Below are 20,874 nucleotides of genomic sequence, written 5' to 3' on the forward strand. Positions count from 1 at the left end.
TTAGGGAGGAGATTTTCAAAGAGCGCAACTATTTGCCGCTGCGAATTTTCTTTGCTGCGCCCGCCAAAGCGGACGCAGTGTCGTTCACACGATATGGCGAGTTGCTGTCAACCTCTACTTTACTCGGTCCCAATACCTTAGGGCTTTGCATGCCTCGATGAACTCAGCAGCACCTTTACGGTCAGCCAATTCGAACACGCCATCATCGAAATCAGTTACCCCGGCTGCGCGGAATAGCTCGGCGGCGTCCCCCGCAAGAGCGATGAACTTGGCGTGCGCGAATGCATCTGCCGCAAAGCCTTTGGCGGGATGCACGGACTTCAATTTTGCCACGCCGTCCTTCGATGCCATAACTGCGACGGCATCATATAGAACGGACGGACCACCATCGATTTTCTGATCGGCGGGCACGCGCTTGCCGTCTGACGTCTTGATCCCACCGATTGCGGGCGCAACGATTTCCACCACTCCGCCAGCCTCTTGTACGGCGTCTTTCAACGATTGCAAAAGTTCACCGTCGATACCGTCAGTTACCAAGATGCCCAGTTTGCGGCCCTGAAAGCTGTCCGGTCCGTTCTTGAGAATTGAAAGCGCGTCCGATTTCGTCAGACCACCAACTACTTCGCGTCGCGGCGCGTGTGCCTCAGGCACATCCTCAAACCCCAGGCCATCTGCGACGGTTTGGGCAAGATCACCATCAATATTTGGCAGATGCGCAACCACGCGCTCGCGAATTTCCAGCGTTTCGACCTTTGACAACTCAAAAATCAAGGCATCAGCCAAGTGTGTCTGCTCAACCTTGGTCTGACTTTGATAGAACTGACGCGCCTGACTGTAGTGATCGGCAAAAAGCTCGCCACGCGCTTTGCGCTTTTCGCCAGAAATCTCCTCGGGATACGATCGGAAGCCTGCCTCGGCATCCGCCCGCGGCCCGCCATCCTTCCAACTGTTCGGCTCATAATTGGCGCGCCCGGCCGGGTTGTGCATCGCCATATGACCGTCCTGCTGAAAATGGGCAAAGGGGCAGCGCGGCGCGTTTACTGGTATATGCGTAAAGTTTGGGCCGCCCAGCCGCTTGATCTGCGTGTCAAGATAGGAAAAATTCCGCCCCTGCAGCAGCGGATCGTTAGTGAAGTCGATACCGGGTACAATGTTTTGCGTACAGAACGCGACCTGCTCGGTCTCTGCGAAAAAGTTGTCGACCACACTATCCAGCACCAGCCGTCCGATGATGCGCACGGGCACGTCTTCTTCTGGGATCAGCTTCGTCGCGTCCAGCACATCGAAATCGAACTGGTCAGCAAAAGCGTCATCAAAGACCTGAACGCCCAATTCCCACTCGGGGTAATCGCCCCGCTGGATGGCATCCCACAAGTCGCGGCGATGAAAATCAGGGTCGGCACCGTTGATCTTTACTGCTTCGTCCCACAGTACAGATTGCAGGCCCTGCTTCGGCTTCCAGTGAAACTTGACAAAGGTGCTGTCGCCCTCGGCGTTGACAAAGCGGAATGTGTGAACACCAAAGCCCTCCATAAAGCGGAACGACCTAGGAATACCCCGGTCTGACATGGTCCACATGATCATGTGCATCGCCTCTGGCATCAATGATATGAAATCCCAGAAGTTATCATGTGCTGACTGAGCCTGTGGAAAAGCCCTGTCAGGAGCTTCCTTTACGGAATGCACCAAGTCGGGAAATTTCATCGCATCTTGGATGAAAAATACAGGAATGTTGTTGCCAACGATGTCCCAGTTTCCTTCCTCGGTGTACAGCTTCACCGCAAAGCCACGCGCATCGCGTGCCAGGTCCATTGACCCTTTGTTCCCGGCGACAGTCGAAAAGCGGACAAACGCTGGAACCTTGCGGCCTTTTTCCTGCAGCAGATGCGCTGATGTCAGCTCAGGAATGGGGTCTGTCGTCTCAAAGTATCCCCTCGCACCGTAGCCGCGGGCGTGAACCACCCGTTCCGGTATGCGCTCATGGTCGAAATGAAACATCTTCTCGCGGAAGTGAAAATCTTCCAGAAGAGTGGGGCCGCGGGGACCAGCCTTGAGAGAGTTCTGGTTGTCCGACACCGGGATACCTTGGGCCGTTGTCAGTCTGTGATCGTCTGGCGCGTGTTGGTGCGTCTCCCCGCCCTGCCCCTCCGTTTGCGAACGCTCAATCGTCTCATTCGATTTTTGGGTTTTGATTGACGGGCGGAAATGCGGTGTTTCTTCGGACATTTTATTGTTCTCCAACGGCACAGTCGTGCGTGTGATGCAGGGCGTCTATCAACCTGACAACGAATGTTACTCGGACAGAGTTCCCACGCTTCCAACTAGATTGATGCGCGGCAAAGCAGACTACTGCTTAACGGCACTTGCCGCAGACGGTCTGCGGTTTCCAAATTTGTATCTCGGTCGCCCCAGACAGTTTGGACCCTTGGTCATCCGATCGACCGCAATCCAAGCTAGGAAAAATTATGGAATATGTTTCAATCGACCTTTGGGCTGCCAATCTTGAGCCGGTAGTGCAGGATTTGCAGACGTGGCTTGCCGGTTTGGAAGCACGCGTTGTCCAGACAGCGGCACGCGGCGGTCATATGCTGGTGCTTCCAGAGTTCGCCTGCGCACAATGGCTAAGCTTTGCGCCCGCTGATTTGCCCCTCGGAAACACGATGGGGTGGCTCTTTGAATGTGGGGAAATCGCCCTGGATGCGATAGCGGCGATGTCTGCGCATTACGGCGTATCGATCTTGGCCGGAACCATACCATTCGCAGCGGGTGTACAAGACGGCATTCAAACTTATCTGAACCGCGCGTGGCTTCTCACCCCTGACGGCATGCGGCACAGCCAAGATAAGCTGAGCCTGACCCCTTTAGAAGCTCAGGGCGCTGGCGGAATCACCGTCCATGGCGACGCGATCAATGTGATCGACTGGAACGGCCTACGGGTTGCCATGATCATCTGCCTAGACAGTGAATTTACCCATTTGTGGTCGCGGCTGGGTGAGCTTAACCTTGATCTCATCATTATTCCTGCCAAGACCGACATGATCACGGGCTATAACAGGGTCTTTAGTTGCGCTCGTACGCGGGCGATTGAACTTCAAACAGTAGTCTGCGTTCTGGGCGCTGTCGGCGTACCTTTTGGGCAGCCTATGATCGACACTGGTGTCGGCGGTGCCAGCGTATTTTTGCCTTGTGACGTAGGCGTATCACTGGACGGTATCCACGCGATAATCGCGCCGCAAACCACTGCAATGATGACAGACCATGTGGTGATCGCGGCCGACATACCTGTAGGCGCATGCCGCCGGTTGCGAAATGGTCATGCCGAGGCAGAGGTTTGCCCGGCGTCGTGGGACGCAGAGCATCTGATCGTGAATGACGCTACATTGTCCTAATATCATTTAATATTAGTGGCTTATCTTACGTAGCTAATCTGATAGATGAGCTCAGATCTTAGGGGTCGAACGGCGTTTTGCGGTGGTTCGATGGCGCATGAAAAAGCGGACCATTTCACGCGATGCATCCGGGCCTTTGGGATCGGTATAGCTTCCGGCGGAATGCCCTCCTGACCAAGCATGGCCAGCCCCATGAACGACCCACTTTTCGACAAAGGGACGTCCCCGGCCCACACGGTGCGACGTCCGTGTATAGTCGCGGCCATTAGCAATACGGCCTGTTTTCTCTGCCATATCGAGATGGTCGTAAGGCTCCAGCGCCCTGATCGCGACAAAGCGACCGTTCCGCGGGTTGACCACTTTGTCAGAATCGCCATGGAAAATGATCGTCGGCATCTGGGTGTCATGGCGTCGGCCTGTTGCACCGATATTCATGGCGTGCGCGGCAGAGGACGCGTCATGAGCTGCGCCCACCCCCAGACCAGAATGAACGCCCACGGCCGCAAACATATCCGGATAGGCCGTTGCAACGATCAAAGCTGCGGCAGCACCTGCCGATAATCCCGCAACATAGACTTTGGACAGGTCGACATTTTGTTCACTGATGACATGCTGCGTCAGACTGGCAATCAGAGCCGGCTCTCCCGCGCCCCTCGCCTGATCATCGCTCTTGAACCAGTTCCAGCACCGATTTCGCTGCGCGTCACGCGCCTGCGCCGGGTAGAGAACTTGAAAGCCGAACTCCTCGGCCAGCGCGTTCATCCCGGTACCTCGGGCAAAATCCTGAGGTGTCTGTCCGCAGCCGTGCAACATCACAATCAACGGTAACGGATCTGTCGCCGAATTTGCGGCAACAGGCACGTAGAGCTTGTAGGACCGGGTGCCATATGCACTCTCATGCGTCCCGTCTTTGAAGGATGCCCCTCGCGGAACGGTAGACTTTGACTGCGATGTGGCTGGTGCCTTTGATCTGGCAGCAATCTTTACACCACCGATGTTGTTCGCACCTTTGCGAGCAACGGTCGTCTTCTTTGCAGGCTTAGTTGCAGCTTTGGCTGCTTTGCCAGATTTTCGTCTTACGGGCTTCGCAGGTGCCAACAGCGACCCCCACGCATCGTTCATGGCGGACACTGCTGCACGCCTGAGCTTCTTTTGCGATCGGGCTCGCAAGCGCCTGAAGGGATCAAACATGTGGCCTCAAATTTCCTGGAGATCAGCAATGACATACCGGGCGCATTGATTCGCCGCCATGTCTACAAGGTAATAAGTGGAAAGCTCGATAACCAAACTACGAACAGGTCTAAAGTGCATCCGCAGAGAGGCTGCAGATGCACTCGCGCAAACACGGTCACAGCAGTTACTCGAACACCGCAAGCCAGAAATAGCTGCACAGGCTTGAACTCTGCCCAGCTATTTCTGTGAGGCCTTTACCTGACGCTGCTTTGTCAGGCTGCGGCTACGGCGATCCCGGTCAGCTTAGCATTTGCCGCCTTCTCCATATCGAGAATTTGGGAAAGGAGATCGTGCGCCTCGTCATTTTTCAACTCTTTCGCCCACTGACGCAACGTGCCGTACCGTGCGATCTCATAATGCTCGACAGCTTGGGCCGCGCCGATGAGGCAGGCCCCCAATGCTTTGCCACTCGCCTCTTGAATGATGCCTTCGGTCTCTTTGATCAGCCCTTCGATGGCATCGCACTTTTCGCCCTCAGCGGGCTTATCAATTGTCGCGAATACCTTTTTCAGGATTTTCACATGTTCTCTGGTCTCTTTCAGATGATCTTCGAAGGCGGATTTGACGTCGCCATCCGCGGCGCTGATCATCTTTGGCATAGCTTTGGTCAAAGCGTTCTCAGCGTAGTAGATATCTTTCAGTGTATGATGGAATGCGTCAGCGAGAGTTTTCATGTCAAATTCTCCAAGAGTGCAGTTACACACATTAACTTTCCAACACGCATTTCGTTCCGGCGGTTAAAATAGTTGAGCTTTGCACCGCAACATTATGATTTTGCATCACTTATCTCGATAAGGCATACAATTCTATTTGCTGCATTTTAACAAAGCCTCTGTAGCGTGAAAGGCACCGAGCAGGAAAATTGTTTAATTTTCAAATGTTACCACCCGAAAGTGCGGATTTTCCTTCTTGTGAGCAGCTTTAACCGGCCAATCATCTATGACACCGTAAGAATTTACCAGAATTCAATTTGGCGCCGCATGACGTTTTTGCAAGCCCTTCCAATGAGTTATGTGAAACGCGCCTTGCCAGAGGTTGGGTGGCGGATTCCTCCTCAACCTATTGGCGTTTCTCTGCTACATTGACGTAAGGGAAGCCTCATAAATTCCTGTGAGACGATTCCCCGAAGCTGAATTTGACTAGTGAGTGCAGCTGCGAAGGGTGCGCCCACCTTGGACTGGAGGGCCAGGTGACCGACCGACGTTTCATGCTGAAGTGCGTAGGCGGCTTGATGCTCTCCAGCAGCTTGGGTGGCTGCGGGATACTCAAGCGTTGGACCCAGCCCGACCTTGCAGCCGGGACGATTGATATTCATACGCATTTTTTCAACGGCCGCGACGTACCCGCCATTGGGTTTGTCCAGCAGACGTTCCTGCGGGACCCACACGGCCCGGTTGACCCAGACATGACCAGCACCGCGTTCATGAAATTATTGAAAACTATTTTACTGACGAACACACCCACGGCGAAACGAGAGCTTGCCGTTGTGATGGGCGGCGCACCCGTGACACCGCCAGACGTGATTGAGCGGCGCGATCAGGAAAATGTTGCCACGGCCCTCGCCGAATATGCCGCAGGTGATGTTCCGAACACGGCGGGGTTAAGCGTGGGCCGATCAGACGAGAGCCGGATACTGGACCGGATCGCGCTGGATGTGGGACAGGTTTCGGTACGCACCGGGCTGCAGTCACCGCGCCAGCAGGCAAGGACCCTTGCAGCAGAGGTGTATGCCAAGGGCGCGCCGACAACTGGGACGGAGCGGGAATATCGCCACCTTTCGCCCCTTCTTCAGTCGATCCGCTGGGCCGGTCTGCTGACCCGCGCGAGGCAAGACATTCTGGCCGAAATGCAAAGGGCTTACGGCGGCCCAACGCAGGTGCGGGTGTTTTCGCCGTCCATCGTCGACTTTACCTATTGGTTCAAGACAACCGAAAACGACGTCGACTCGGTCGCCGATCAGATCGAAATCGTGTCGGCTATCTCGAAGCGGTTTCAAGACGCGCTGGTGCTGCCCTTCGCGCCGTTCTGCCCCTTGCGCGCGGCGCTCGAACGCGAGGCGCATCCGGAGTGGGATTCCTTGCGGAACGTTAAGCTGGCAGTTCTGGAGCGCGGCTTTGCCGGGGTCAAAATGTACCCGCCGCTGGGGTTCAAACCAATCGGCAACACCGCCGACGTATCCGTCTGGGCCAAGCGCGCGCCCAAAGGTGGCGGTCCCGCGCTCGACCGCGAGCTTGAGCGCCTTTACGCGTGGTGCGCCGAGAACGACGTCCCGATCAAGGCCCATGCAACAAATTCGATGGGTGCCGGCCCCGGCACCGGACAATTTGCCGCTCCGCAGGAATGGCGGGCCGTGCTGTCGCGCCCCGAATTCGGCAATCTGCGGGTGAACCTTGCTCATTTCGGACGGTTCAAGGAGACGGCGCCGAACGCCGACCACCCCGCTCAGCGGGATTGGGAGGATACGATTGCCGAAATGCTTGAGGATTTTCCGGGTCTCTATTTCGACCTTGGATTCTGGCCGATCGCGACCGAGTCCGATGGCCCGAACCGCACGCGCGTGATGGCACGGATGCGCGAGTTGATCGCGCACGCCCCGCTGGTGTCCCGGCGCATGATGTACGGCTCTGACTGGTCTATGATTGGCCGACTTCCGGGGCATCAGACCTATTCGGCGCAGGTCGTAAGCGCGCTAGAGGAACTTGGGTTCGCCGATGACCGCTTGCAGGGCGTGATGGGATCAAACGCCGCGCGATACCTTGGTCTGACAACGCGTGGCGCGCAGCACGCCCGCTTCGCTGCGTTCCATGCGGATCACCCGATTTTCAATGAGCTGTTTTTAACCTGACCATTTTTTCCGGAGGATCGACTATGAGACATTTGTTGGCTGCCGCATGTACCGTAGGCGCATTGAGTTCCATTTGCGCCGCTCAGGAGCTTGAGCCGGGCGATGCCAATGAGGAGCTCGGGCGGCTCGCCGAAACCGCGCGCCAAGATGCCAGTAACCTTAGCTTTGAGGCCTTCCGCGACAGCACTCCCTTCGTCGAGGAAACCGGAAAATATTACGTCAATGGCGATACCCCCATCCGCAATGAAAAACTGTTGCGCGAGTTCTGGATGCGCAACGTGGCCAATGCGCCGCCCGTTCCGGCGGGCGAGGTGCCCGAGTTCGCCATCATCACGGTTGGCGGGCTGGACCAGATATGGACTGTGCGGCAACGCCATGCGCTGACCTATTGTGTCAGCACCGACTTTGGCAGCCGCCACGGCGCCGTCGTCGCGGAAATGGAGGCAGCCACATCTGCGTGGGAGGCGGTGGCCGATCTGCAATTCCATTACATCCAATCCGAGGATCAGGCCTGCGATGCCTCGAACGAAGAAGTGCTGTTCGATGTCCGCCCGGTAAACGCTGGCGGCGCTTTTCTGGCGGCGGCCTTTTTTCCCAACGATCCGCGCCCGGATCGAAGCGTGGTCATAGACGGCTCGTCGTTCACCCTTGATCCCAATCAAGCGCTGACCATGCGCGGTATCCTGCGCCATGAGCTAGGCCATGTTCTGGGCGGGCGGCACGAGCATACGCGGCCAGAGGCGGGGGCTTGCTTTGAAGATCAGGACTGGCGCGGGGTCACCGATTACGATGCGTTTTCGGTGATGCACTATCCGCAATGCAACGGGCTGGGCGATTGGACCCTGCGGCTGACCAGCTCCGACAAGAACGGCATCGCATGCATCTACGGCGCGGCTGCTGGCTTTGCCATCGACCCGGCAATTTGCGCACCCGCCGCAGGCACTAACGTGGCGACGCAGGAGGTGTTCGGACCATTCACGCTGGATGCCGACCAAATCGAAATGGTTGGCAGCTTTCCCGTGGCGCCGGGATCAACCTTTAGCGCTACAATGACCGGCACCGGCGATCCGGACCTTTACGTGCGTCTCGACCGCGCGGTTACACAGGCCGGGTACGATTGCCGCCCCTACACGCCGGGCGCCGCCGAAGCCTGCGTTTTTGACGTGCCCCCTGATGCATCGGAGGCCCATGTTATGGTGCATGGCTACGGCGCCAGCACCGCGAGCGTAACAATTGATTGGATCGCGCCATGAGGAATACCGTCAGAAGCAGGATCGAGATGAAATCGATTGCGTTGGCAGCGATCCTCGCGATGGGCGCGGCCGGCGCCGCCGCCCAATCAGCCGTACCCGAGCTTGTCCTTGAATGGCGCTCGCACAGTGACAATGCTGTTGAGCTTTCGACTGAGGTCGAGACGCTCTATCTGTCGCTGTTCAACTCGGGCAATCTGACGCTGCGCACCGTTAAAATGGATCAAAGCCCGTTCGTCGAGCATGTCCTGCGAAACGAGAAGCTGTTTTTCGGGGCGCATTTCCCTCAAAGCATCGACGCGATGATGTGCGATCTTAATCCAAAGCTGTGCAGCCGCACCCTCACCGGCGCCCCGCAAAGCCAACTCAGCGATCTGACGTCTCATGTCGGCGGTTTTGCCGCCAGCCCAGGGCGATGGCGCACAAGCGTCGGCAATACGATCGTTGTGCCCGATTACAACTTTCGCTCGATCACCACATTGGTTCGCAAGCAGGTGCCGGGCGACTGGACTGTCGATGATTTCACGATCAGCCCAGAAATGGATTGTTCCGCCTTCAAAGGCTCCTGCAAGGACGTGATCGCGCGCTTTAACCCACCCATCATCAAGGCACCGGACGGCAAGCGAAATGTGACCTTGCCACAGGTGCAACTGCAGGCTCCGGTGACGTTTCGAACGGACGCGCGATCGAAACTGGTCCAGAGCCTCGTCGGCGCGCTGGTAACTTCGGAGCGAACCAAGACATTCACCGATCCGAGCGCTGCGTTTTCACCGGTTTGGCAAAAGCAATACAGCGACACATCGCTTAACGATCTCGCGCTGGAAACCTTGCAGCCGTTTTTGCGCGCGACCGGCAGCATAAAAGAATACGGCCTTGGGGACGAGCCGCTGGTGGCGAGGCAGATGGACCTGTTCAAGCTGATCCATCATCCGTTCGCAAATCTTGAGGATCTGCCCGAGCAGCACCGCCATCCAGTTATCGTCGTGGTGATCGACACCGCGGTAACGAACGGGCACTGCGACCTGCCGGCAATGACATTCAGCGACGGCCATACCCTCACGTCGACCGAGCCTGCCGACGAGGGCGAACCGACTGCAGAAACTCTCCCAGATTGCAGCGAGATTGACCCATTAGCGCTCAGCCAATCTGAGCATGGCGCCGCCGTCGCAGGGGTTATCGCGTCGCCCGAAAATGGCAAAGGCATGGTGGGCGTCAACCCCTATGCGCGGCTGCATATGATCTCATTCGACAAAACCCTGTCACGGGATCGCCAGATCGTTCGCCTTGCGGAGCAGCTTACGACAGACATACCTGTCGGTGCCCGCGTGGCAAATTTGAGCTTCGGGCTGCTGCCCGATTTTCAGGGCAATGGCGAAGTCGAGAACGCTTTGCGGATCCATGAAAGCCGCCTGCTTATCGTCGCAGCAGCCGGCAATGAGGCAAAGGCGCTGAGCAACGGCTGCCAGTTAATTCCCGCCTGCCTCAACGCATTGGAAAACGTCATCACCGTGGTTGGCCTTGATGATAACCTTGACAATCCAGCCCCGTGGCGCACCGCAACCCAAGGCAGCAACACCAGCGCGATGTTCGAAATCGGTGCGCCTGCCATGAACGTGCTGACCACCACGTCCGGTAACGTATTTACCCACATGAGCGGCACGTCCTTTGCCGCGCCGCAGGTGACGGCGGTGGCATCGCTGATCTTTTCGACAGGCGAGTTTATCTATGGCGATGACCCGGCTTTGCTGCAGGCGGGCGGCCAGATTGCACCCAAAGTGGTCAAGGACCGGCTGATCTACACGGCCGATTTCTTTCCCGGTCTGAACGGGCGGGTGATGGCGGGGCGGCTGAACGTGGAGCGCGCGATAAACTTGCAATATGCCCAGTTCGAGTTGTTCGACGGTCGGCGGATTGTCGGCCAGGTCGTCGAGGTACCCAATACCATCGCCTGCCGCTCGCCCGATCCAGCGCAGCAGTTCCAGCCATGGTGGAATATCCGGCGACTGACGTTCAACGACGCCAAGGATCGTCACATTCTATTTCGCCATGTCGGGGGGGAGGACGGCAGCCGCTATGGCGCACTGGAGCGTGACGCCTCGTGTCTGGTGGCGACACTTTCGCCCATGGTCGAGGTGCGCAGAACGGTCGATGGCGTGCCTGAGGTGGTCAGCTTTCCGTTCAGCGCGATCCGCGATTACACCTCGCCATTGTTTCAGGGATGACGCGGGCCCGGCGGAGGTACGCATGGCTGATCGCGCTGTTCTGGGGCGCGGCTGCGGCGGCGCAGGATATTCCCGTTCTGGAATCGCGCATTGATGGCGGCGTGCGCGCCCTCGATCTGGTGATAGGCGCGCCAGAGCGCACAGGAGATGCCCCCGTGGTGTGGACCGGAGGGATCAGTATTCCCGATACCGACTATCTGCGCCTGCTGGTCCGCATCGAAGGGCCGCCCGCGCCACCGACTGCCAGTCTCTATCTGTTTTCCGATCTAGGGCAGGAATTCATCATCCCCCTCGCCGACATGCCCGAAGGCGGTCACTGGACCGGGCTGATCCCTAACGGGAACGTGACGATAGCACTCTATACCCCTGACCCGCTGAACATAGATACGACCGTGACAATCGAAAATCTGTCGATCCAACAGGATGATGTGCTGCTATATTCGGTCCATGGCGAGGCGCAGCTATGGCCGATCGCATCGCCCGAAGTGCCGCAGGACGTGCAGGCCCTCGCCGGGCCGGTCGCGTTCCTGTCGTTCTTTGATGCCGGGCTGCCTCGAACGTGCACCGGATTTCTGATCGAGCCGGATTTGTTGCTGACAAACGAGCACTGTATTCACTCGCAGGAAACCTGCCGTACGATGACTGCAGTGTTTGGCTATCAGCGTGATGAAGCTGGCAGATTGGCGATGGGTCAGCAGCGCAGATGCACAGGGTATGAGGACCATTACTCCAGCTTCGATCTTGACGTGACCGCCTTGCGCCTTTCGTCGCCGCCGGGCGAGGAGTACGGCATCATCGAAATACCCGACGAGCCGGCGGGTATGGCCGGCCCGCTAATGATCATCCAACATCCCGGAGACCTGCCCAAGCACGTGGCCCTTTTGGATTGCGAAATGACCGCAAGCCCGGTGTCTGGCCGCACGCCGGACAGCGATTTCACGCACACCTGTGACACGGCCAGCGGATCATCCGGCGCGCCGATCCTGAACGCCGCCGGCCAGTTGGTAGGCGTTCACCACTATGGCTTTCAGGAAGCTCCGGACAGTTTGTGGCGCGAAAACAGAGGGGTTTTGGCGGCCTTGGTTATCCCTTGGCTACGTGCGCTCACTCGGCCACAGTAAAAAGCGTCTCCTCATCCATCTGGCACGCCTTTGGCGAACCAGTGATGAACGCGCCATCGCGGCATAGCGTCAGAATTTCTGCACCGTGTCCCGCAAACCGCTGGCCCGGCCCGAGCGACATCCGCGGGAACGTGCCGGGATTGAGACCCGTCTCGACCTGATGCTCGATCGTCTCGATAAACAGCTCGCGCGAATAGCGGTCCACCAGATGATCCATCGCATGTTCGGCCACCTCGAACGCGAGAAGCGTATTCAACTGCGTCCGCTCCCACTCGGGCGCCCGAATGCGGCGGGCCCTTAGCCAGCCACGAAGGCGGTGGATCCGCTGGGGCGCCGCGTCTGGTAGCGCGTATCGCCATGTGACCGAGAGAGGCCGCGAAGGACGCAGCGTCAGTGCGCGCTCCGCTCCCTCCGCCAGCAAACCGCCCGCTAATAGAACCGTCCCGGTGAATTCAGCCACAGGTGGGTCTGACAGTAGGTTTTGCACCGCGGCCTCATCGCCGAGAAGCACGAGCGCGTCGGCCTGTCTCAGCTCTTCGGTCACTGCGATCCCGCTATCGGTCAACACGGCAACGACGTGCCGCGCCATCGCCTGCGACGCCTCGTCGCTGCCGTGCTGCACAAACGCGGCCTTCGCCCCTTCGGTGGCCAGTCGCGCGGCAATCATTTGCGCTTCTGCCGGTAGACCGCCTGACAGATGGATCGTAAAATGCCCCGGCGTGTTGGTCGGCCAGTCCGTTAGAGGAAACAGGCAAGGTAGATGCGCTGCCTCGCAGAAGGTCTGGACCGGGCCCCAATCCCCTAGGGCAGTGCCGCCCAACATGGCAAAGACTGGTTGGCGCGCATAATGCCGCTGTAGCTGGGCACCCCACGTCCGGGGCGGTCCCTCAAGCTGCCAGACATTCAAGCGCCACAGGCGCCTTGCGTAGCCGTACAGTGCTTTTTGGCGAGGTGAAAAATCAGCGCGCGACAACTCGCGCTCAATCTCGCGGTTTCGGATCGCAACGAAGGCGCGCATCACGTCCAGCATCGCCTCTGCGCGCGAGGGTTGCACGCCCGGCCCGACGACAGTGGCGAAATGCACCACCTGCGCATCGATCCCCGGATCAGGCCCGCGCCCTAGGTCAGACATATAGCTGGCAAGAGCCGCAACGGAGGCGGCATCCAGCGCATATCGCGGCATCGACGGGGCCAGCCTGCGCCCGCCCGGATCGACACCGTCTACCACGGCACCTGCCAGATCCGCCGCACCGGCATAGCCGGGCCGCAATCGCGGCGTGTGTGCGCGGGACTTGGCGATTGGCCCCTGACGTTCCTGATATAGTTCGCGCAACAGCCTGTCGCGGCGCGGCTCAAGCGGCGCTGCAAGAGTGTGTGCTGTGATGTCCGGCACACGCAAATCGCCCTCTGCCATGCCGTATCCGCTGGGGCGGTGGCAGCGCGTGCAGGCAGCCATCTGGCCCGACAGTCGCCCGCCGCCCGCCACCACCGCACGCAGCGGTGTGCCGTCCGGCAGAACGCCTTGCGTATAAATTCGTGTACCATCGGCGGACGCATCCTCCGGCGCGCCAGCCATTGCACCGGGCGCCAGCCATACCATCAGCAGCGCGCATATCAGGCGTATCACGATTGCGCTGCCAGCACCTCGCGGGCCGCTCCCGCGAGGTGCTCAGGCGTGACATCGCCTTCGAACCGCGCCCATGACGCCTCGCGGATGCGCAGCAGATAAAGCGCGCGATGCGCCATCTTGATGTCGCTATCTGCCTCGAATGCCAGTCGAACTGCGCCGATTGCACCGGGCGCGCCAGTAAACAGCCTCCACTCAGGCCCTGCACCGAACATATCGGCATAGGCCGCCAATTCAGCCGGGCCGTCGTGATCAGGGTCTATCGTCAGCGACCAAAACCGCACGCCCGCCCGCTCTGGTCCAAGGGCGTCTGTCGTAGCTGCCACAACCGACGACAAAATAGGGCAGATGCCGGGACACGTCGTAAAGATGAAGGTCATCAGCACCGGGCCCGGTTTTTGCAGCTCTGCCGCAAGGTCAGCCGCCTTGCCGGTCTGGTCGACCAGCGGCACAGATGGCATCCGATAGTTGCGCACTAGCCGTGATGGCGGCTGCGGGACTGCAGGATCGAACCCATGATGCACATGCTGCGCGCGTGCGGGCCGGACCATCAGCATCCCCCCTGCCCCCATCATCGCCGTGCGCCGGGTAATCATGGACATCCTCCCTCAGGTGTTTTTTTGCGGCAAATGGCTTAGTGCATTGAATAGATCGCGGCATCGTGGTGAAGCGGGTCAAACTGGTAGAACCGCAGCCGCGGCGACGGCTCGTAATTGAACTGAATCATCAGGCGGTGCGCCGATGGGGTGACGGTTATTATCGGATTACCACCTGCCACTGGCGTCTCTGTGCGCGTCGCCGCCCCGACAGCCACCGTTCCCGGCACCGTGTTGAACCGCGCGTGAAAGCGGCCGAAGGTGAACCAGGGGCCTGATCCAGCGGTCTTGATCGTCGACTGCCATGTATTTTCCCAGCCCCGCAAGCCGCCGAAGTCGACACTGAGGTAGCCGTGCGGAAAGTAATCGCCGTTCAGCAGGGTGATTTTGCCCATGTCGCCGCGCCGCCGCCATTCGGGAAACGCCACGGCGCCGCCTTTGCGCAGCTGGCCGTAAATCGTGTTGTTGAGAAACGCGAGCGTCATGTCGGTGTCTGGATCGGGCTGCAGGCCACTGGGCAGATGCGTGCGGTCGAGCCAGTCCAGATACGCGTCGCGCGCATCCAGCAACAGGGCGATCCAGATCTCGTCGCCACCAGTTGCAGATGGGGTCTTTGCCACTTCGTCCTGCATCAAGTGGAACGCGTTCCACATCCGCTTGGCCGGGGCCAGATCGCTGATCTTGGAAATGGCGTAGTCCATCTTTTCACGCTCAGTGACCGGCGCAGGCACCGGCGACTCAAAAAATCGCGTCATGATACCCAGCCGCGCGTTCACCATGTCGAGCGCGACCTTGTCCGCGCCGTTAGCTTCTTGAAACCGCGCGAGGCATTGGTCGAATTCTGCCTCGCTAAGCGTCGCCAGCCCCATATCGGCGATCATCGGTCCCAACTCATCCATTGGCGGCAGCATTTCCATGCTCTGCGGCCCCGGAAATCCGGTAAAGGCAAACCGTTCGTGATCGATGATGCCGGCGCGCAGCGGGTGACAGAACATTTCCTCAGTCGGCAGGCCGGGCGGCACCAGTTTCTGGCCGTTCTCCGTTGCTTGCGCGCGGGGCGGATGCACGCGCCAACCCCACGAATAGGTCAGATTGAAGTACTGCGCCGGGGCCATTTTGACGCTAAGCTCTACTTTGGTTCCGTTCTCCATCGGAAAGAAACTTTGATCGAAGGATGCGTAAAGCGGTCCGTTCACCCAATCCACCGCCTCCTCTGGCAGATTGACGTCCGCAGGCTGGCATCCTTGCGCCACCCCCCCGATATCGAGCCTGCCGGGGCAGTCAAATTGCATCACCATCGGCGAGAAATCATCGGCGCCGCGGCTCAGGACGAAAATCTCATAATTGATGACCCAAGGCTTGTTTGGCGGGATCGGTGCGGCGCCTGCACAGGCGGCCTGTGTCGGTTGCCCGTCGCCTCCGCAATTGGCATAGTCTTCAACTGGCGGCCCTATCTTGTTCCACCCGAAATCAAAAAACATCGTATCCGATTTGATGTTCCCGCCAAACCAAATCTGGCGCACGGTCACTTCGCCCCCGGTGATCATTCCATCTGGACCTCTGACTGGCAAAACGCGTTTCACACGGTTATGGCCAGAATGGTTGAGCATCGAAAATCCGAGGTAACCCCGGTCGCCCGGCACCTTAGAATCCGGCGCATCGTTTCCTTCGATCAGGTCGATGCCCCATGCCAGATGGTGATCAATCAGGTTACGCGCATCCGCTATGCGATCCGCTGCGCCTTCGGCATCGGCAATCAGGGCGTCCAGATCCACCGTATCGGGGCGGGTCAATAACGCGCGATATGGCTGTTCTGTGATCGTCTCAAATATCGTCTCAAAGATATAGCGCAGATCGTCGATCGGCGATTCACCATTTATGCGCGTCGCCACAGGGTCGCCGTCATGCAGGTTATATTCGCCTTTTTTGTTTGAGGGCAGCGTGTGGATCATCACGCCGCCCTGCGTGTCGCGCAAGTTGCGGTATGAGGTAGACAGCATGTTCGTGCCGGGCGGATTGGCGAAAGGGTCGACAGTCGTTACCACGCCGTCGATATCTATCTCACCGGGAAAGATCGCCATCGGCGTTTTGACGAAGGTCGCGCGGGTCATCACAGGTAACTCGATCCGCGGCAGGGTGGGATAGGCCAGCGACGGCAGCGAGATTTCAAAGGGAGTGATCCCCATCACGCAGTTTACCCTGCGCCAGTCCGACTGCGGCACGTTCGGCTGGCCGCCCGGATGGTCGGGGTTCAGGTATCGCTCCTCTTCGGTGCGCAGATCGGGCGCGCCGCCGGGGACGTTGAACCGCGTAACAGTGTTGGGCGGGTCAAAGACCAGCCCCGCCTCCAACCCGGAAAAGGCAAAGGAGTCAAAATCTGTCACAGCCGATTGCGCCCCTCCGGACAGATCCCCGAAATCGAGGAGATGGCCCTGCGCCTTAAACACCGGCGGGTCAGGCATCGTGCAGGGCTGCGCGAACGCGCCAGTCGTTCCTAAAATCACCGCCAATGCCGCGCCTTTGATTGATGTGCCTCGGGTCATAGCTTGGCTCCTCTAAAGAAAGTCTGGCGGTCAAATTCAGGAAAGAACGGCCGGAAATGGGCCTGCCCGGCGACGGGTTCGCGGACGGGGTGCGCCTGCATCGCGCATCCACGTAAGCCTTGCCGCAATATCAGGTGCCGAGGCACGTACAGGGGCCGCGCCCCAGACATCCAGCGCCTCGTTGCCGTACCGCATCAGCCCCATCGAGCAATCCATCACTGCCCGCTCGGGCGGCATGCGCAAAAGTTCCGACCGGGTGATCATCTTTGGCCCGGTTGGAACAGGGGCGAGGCTGCGGTGGACGTAGAACGCGGCGCGCAGCAAATCTACGTCGCCCGGATTAGCCCTCAGGAACAGCCAACGCCCCGCCTCGCCGGGCCCGCAGAACCCACCTGCCCCGGAGCGGCCCGCGTGGTTGGCCAATCCCAACGCACCGTCCGCGCCGGGATCTACCGTGATAGACAGAAACAGCGTCGTGTCACTTGGATCGCGGTCCAGCAGTTTACGCACGTCGGCCATCTTGGCAGAACAGTTCGATTCGGCGTCGTGGCCAATCGACATGAACGCTACCAAAACCACCTGGTCCCGGATCAGATCGTCGTAGAACGACCATTCCCTGCCGTCATGCGAAACGACCGGAACGTTTGGGATCGCGCGGCGGTTCAGGCGGGCTTGGCCTGTGGCTGGTGTCGTCCCCTGCATCCGGGTCATAGCGGCCTCCTGTCCCATCTCGTTCAACTGTCGTCGGGCGCATGTGCGCCGCCCTCGGGGTGCGTTTCGATATGCTCGCGGCGATGCACCTTGACCGCGTCACCCAGCGACTGCGCGATCAGATCGGAGTCAACCGGCGTGTCGAACCCCGCGCCCTGAGGAACGATGTCCCAGCGGACCATCATCGCGTGATCCTCATGCACCACGTTGTGGCAATGCATGATGTGGCGGCCCATAAAATCCTTCCACCGCGCGAAAACCACGACCTCGGTATTGGGCAACAGCAGCGCCACATCGCGCCGCGCCCCACCTAGGAAACGGTCCACCTTGGGCTTGCCCAATCCGATCAGCGGCAAAAACTCGACCCATTGAGCAAAGAGGTCGTAACTGCGGAATTTCATCGCGTCGAAATTGCCATTAAGCAGATCGCTGACCAGCTCTATCGCCTCGTCCGGGCCCATCGTCGCCAGCATGTTACCCAAGGCGGTAATTGCCTCACTCGGCAACACCATCGCCTCTGGGCTGGCCTCCCCGTCACTTGAATCGAACTGCCTCAGCTGCGGGACAAGCCGGTCTCTCAGCTCGTCCGAGCCAAGCTCCTCTAGTCCCTCGGCAAGTTCGGGTGCCTTAAAAATCTCGGCGAGCCCCTCGCGACCGGTAAATCCGCTCGCTTCCGTCTTGGCCGTATTGGGGGCGTCCATTCGCATCAGATTCTGCGCGCCCGGCGACGGAGCGACTGCCGCCTCGGGGATTACCTCGCTGTCTTGCACGAACTGCTTGGTCTGGATCGTTCCGCGCAAAAATGGCTGGCTATCGCGCTCAATAATCAGGAATTCTGTGAAATGGCTGTGAATTGGGTGGTGCCAGCCATTGCCGCTGTTGCGCATCGTCCAGATCTCGGCGGAGTCCTGTTCGATCCCGGCATCCACACGGTTCGGGTCAAAAATCTTGCCGTTGATCGTCCAAAGCCCGCCGTGATAATCGAATTCCCACAATCGGTCGCGCTTAACCTCGGTAAAGTCCACTGGCGGAAACTCCCGGAACAGCAGAGGAAATGCGCTAGGGTCCGCATCCCCTTCCTCGGGCGTGCCGTAATCCGAATGCACCGCGCCCTCAGCCAAATCGCCGACCTTGAACGCCATCATTGCGTTCGCGGCAAAGAAATCATCGTCCGTTGCATAATCCTTGGGGTCGATCTTGCGCTCGTTCGGGCCGCGCCCATGCTCCTGCTCCAACCTGTTGACCAGATAGACAGTCGATCCGGCGTAGTTCGAGAAATCGACAATCACATCGACCCGCTGCGCCACACCAAGATAGATGCTATGGGCCAGCACCGGATTGGGTTGAAAATTCCCATCGCCGCAGATCACGATAAAGGGGTGGTCCAGCTCGGTTGTAGGCTCGCCCATTTCGGGATCGTCCTCGGCACGCCCGAATGCGGCCTCCGGCGCGCCCTGGGCGTGCAGGTAAAATTCGTAGAACCGCGACGGGCCGCCATTCAGAAGCCGCAGCCGGTACTTCCTGGGGGTGACCTCTAGCGCGGGCTGAATCCGGCGGTTCACGGTCCAGCGGTCGCCGATGATCCCGTCCGTGTTGAACCCGTCGAATATAATCTGGGGCGACGGGTCGTACACCGGATCTGTCCCGGTATAGTTGCGCGCCTCAATCGCCTTGCGCGACCCATCGGCGAGAAACGCACCGCGATCCGTCCCTGCGAAATCGCTCCAGTCCTGTGAGCTTTCAAAGGTCCAGCGCGTCGTCTCTTCCCGGCTGAATTCGCGCGGTTTTCCATCAACCTCCTGCGCGAACAACAGATCGTGAAAAATCAGCGGTATGTCGAAATCATGGCTGGGCAGCAGCCAACTGGGATCTTTGTCACCGGTGTTGCCATCGTCGGCATTCTTGGCGTCACGCTCGTCGAACAGCATGTAAAACCCGTCCAGCCCGGCGTAGACATTCGAGGCCGTGAAATCCATGCGATGATCGTGATACCAGAGTGTCGATAGCTTTTCCCGGTCGTCGTTCCCGGACGGAAAGTTGGCATAATGATGATCCCAGTATTCGCCAGGATTGATCCAGTCGCTGGGGTAGCCGTCGCTCTCTGACGCGGTATGCGCGTTGTGCAGATGCGAGGTCGTCGACGGCAGGGCAAAGCGCAGACGTGCATTGCCGGGGTTGTTGCCGATGTTTGGCAAATCATTGATCCGCCGTGTCAGGATCGGCTCACCATACATGGTGTGGAACGTCGGCCCCGGAGAGCAAGCGCGCGTGCTGCGGTAGGACCCATCATCGGCGCTGTAGATGTTGTGATAGCCCCAACTGTACGAGCCGTCGCCGTATTCCGCGTGGTAGGACCACAGAAATTCTACCTCGCGATTGATATAAAATTTGCGCGGTCTGAATTCGAAAAATCGCTGATGCGCCGCAGGGTCGGGCGGGTCACCGATGTCGATCCGTACGTTGCCGTCCGCCGTCAATTCCTCGCCGCGAACGCTCCAAGCGCCGGAAGTGGCGAAACCATCGGTGCGCAGTGCATCGGCCGCTATTTCGAACTGTTCGCGAAACTTATCCCACCATGCCTCATCGCCCAGCCCGGCCGACTCCGCTTCGGTCAGCGTGAAGAGTGGTCGCGCGACTGGTGGGCTAAGCTCGGCCAAAGGCCAGATCCCGAATGGCGTGACTGGCGGGCTGGGCCGCGACAGCAAATCAGGCGGCGATCCGTTGGGTGGCACGAGGTGCCTGAGCCGCCGCTCGCCCTCACGGACCGTATCGTGACTGCCGGCAGATCTGGCGGTTTGCGCCAGCGCGATACCCGACGCGGCGGTTGCCCCCGCCTTGAGAAAGTTGCGTCTGCTGCTACGCATGGCACATGCCCCCTTTGGTCACCGCAATCAGCTTGCGATCCCTGAAATTTTGGTACTGGATAACTTATGATAGCGGTAACAGCGCTGAATTAGGCACATGCTCAGTTCGCAGCGCACAACGACTGAAGAACAAAACAAATCCGGAGTTACGTTACGTCAACTGTAACATAAGTTGTGCAGCGGTGTCGAATAATTTTGGAGAGTTCGCCTATTGGTGGTGGCGGAATGTCGGATTCAACCCCGGAAATCATTGGGTTGAAGGGGCCAGTCGCTTAGCCCAATCCGGCTGCAGCATCTTTCTGCCGATGTCCGCATTACTTTGAGCCGTCTGCAATTATCGCTATCGGCGCTGCGATGATTCGAGGAAATTCGTATATAACTGGTCGCCGCAGTTCACTGCGCGGTTGAGCACCGAGTGGTATAGGGAGGCCAAGGTTCACAGTCAGACCGTACGGGCTGAAGGGGGCGCTCTG

13 protein-coding genes are annotated in these 20,874 nt (G+C 59.0%); 5 read left to right on the forward strand and 8 right to left on the reverse strand.

Features of this window, described 5'->3' with window-relative positions:
* Positions 1-114: 114 nt before the first annotated feature.
* Positions 115-2,226 carry a catalase gene (locus MK6180000_RS10455; protein WP_138934683.1) on the reverse strand — a complete coding sequence of 704 codons (2,112 nt, stop codon included), beginning with the start codon at positions 2,224-2,226 and terminating at the stop codon, positions 115-117.
* A gap of 239 nt (positions 2,227-2,465) precedes the next feature.
* Here MK6180000_RS10455 and MK6180000_RS10460 point away from each other — a divergent pair, with 239 nt between their 5' ends.
* On the forward strand, positions 2,466-3,389 hold the full coding sequence (locus MK6180000_RS10460; protein WP_138934684.1) for a nitrilase-related carbon-nitrogen hydrolase: 924 nt from the start codon (positions 2,466-2,468) through the stop codon (positions 3,387-3,389).
* Between the two features lie 51 nt (positions 3,390-3,440).
* Here the strand turns inward: MK6180000_RS10460 and MK6180000_RS10465 are convergent, their stop codons facing one another.
* Together MK6180000_RS10465 and MK6180000_RS10470 are read right to left on the reverse strand one after the other, a co-directional pair.
* Positions 3,441-4,511 (reverse strand): extracellular catalytic domain type 1 short-chain-length polyhydroxyalkanoate depolymerase, encoded by a 1,071-nt coding sequence (locus MK6180000_RS10465; RefSeq protein WP_246040487.1) that lies wholly within the window; start codon positions 4,509-4,511, stop codon positions 3,441-3,443.
* Positions 4,512-4,834: 323 nt separating this feature from the next.
* Complete coding sequence (locus MK6180000_RS10470; RefSeq protein ID WP_138934686.1) at positions 4,835-5,296, reverse strand: YciE/YciF ferroxidase family protein; 462 nt, start codon at positions 5,294-5,296, stop codon at positions 4,835-4,837.
* Positions 5,297-5,811: 515 nt separating this feature from the next.
* On the opposite strand from MK6180000_RS10470, the gene MK6180000_RS10475 reads away from it, so the two are divergent.
* From MK6180000_RS10475 to MK6180000_RS10490, 4 genes are read left to right on the forward strand one after another with little or no spacing between them, the layout of a single operon-like run.
* A complete protein-coding gene (locus MK6180000_RS10475; protein ID WP_138934687.1) occupies positions 5,812-7,467 on the forward strand; it encodes an amidohydrolase family protein in 1,656 nt (551 codons plus the stop codon).
* A gap of 23 nt (positions 7,468-7,490) precedes the next feature.
* Positions 7,491-8,720: a matrixin family metalloprotease gene (locus MK6180000_RS10480; protein ID WP_138934688.1), complete on the forward strand. Its 1,230-nt coding sequence runs from the start codon at positions 7,491-7,493 to the stop codon at positions 8,718-8,720.
* A gap of 26 nt (positions 8,721-8,746) precedes the next feature.
* Entirely contained in the window at positions 8,747-10,939 is a 2,193-nt protein-coding gene (locus MK6180000_RS10485; protein WP_171054593.1) for a S8 family peptidase, read from the forward strand.
* On the forward strand, positions 10,936-12,060 hold the full coding sequence (locus MK6180000_RS10490; protein WP_138934690.1) for a trypsin-like serine peptidase: 1,125 nt from the start codon (positions 10,936-10,938) through the stop codon (positions 12,058-12,060). Before MK6180000_RS10485 ends, MK6180000_RS10490 begins: the two co-directional genes overlap by 4 nt.
* Here MK6180000_RS10490 and MK6180000_RS10495 read toward each other — a convergent pair.
* The 5 genes from MK6180000_RS10495 to MK6180000_RS20515 are packed head-to-tail and all read right to left on the reverse strand — an operon-like array spanning position 12,044 to position 20,401.
* Positions 12,044-13,687: a hypothetical protein gene (locus tag MK6180000_RS10495; RefSeq protein WP_138934691.1), complete on the reverse strand. Its 1,644-nt coding sequence runs from the start codon at positions 13,685-13,687 to the stop codon at positions 12,044-12,046. The two genes, MK6180000_RS10490 and MK6180000_RS10495, sit on opposite strands and share 17 nt — an antisense overlap.
* The gene (locus MK6180000_RS10500) at positions 13,684-14,283 is read right to left on the reverse strand and encodes an SCO family protein (RefSeq protein WP_171054594.1); all 600 of its coding nucleotides are present in this window, start codon (positions 14,281-14,283) and stop codon (positions 13,684-13,686) included. Before MK6180000_RS10500 ends, MK6180000_RS10495 begins: the two co-directional genes overlap by 4 nt.
* 38 nt (positions 14,284-14,321) lie before the next feature.
* Entirely contained in the window at positions 14,322-16,826 is a 2,505-nt protein-coding gene (locus tag MK6180000_RS10505) for a hypothetical protein (RefSeq protein WP_138934693.1), read from the reverse strand.
* A gap of 36 nt (positions 16,827-16,862) precedes the next feature.
* Positions 16,863-17,537: an SCO family protein gene (locus MK6180000_RS10510; protein WP_138934694.1), complete on the reverse strand. Its 675-nt coding sequence runs from the start codon at positions 17,535-17,537 to the stop codon at positions 16,863-16,865.
* A 23-nt stretch (positions 17,538-17,560) separates the two neighbouring features.
* Positions 17,561-20,401: a multicopper oxidase domain-containing protein gene (locus MK6180000_RS20515; RefSeq protein WP_212751894.1), complete on the reverse strand. Its 2,841-nt coding sequence runs from the start codon at positions 20,399-20,401 to the stop codon at positions 17,561-17,563.
* Positions 20,402-20,874: the final 473 nt, after the last annotated feature.

Origin of the sequence: Roseovarius arcticus, assembly GCF_006125015.1 — a bacterium.
GTDB lineage: Bacteria > Pseudomonadota > Alphaproteobacteria > Rhodobacterales > Rhodobacteraceae > Roseovarius > Roseovarius arcticus.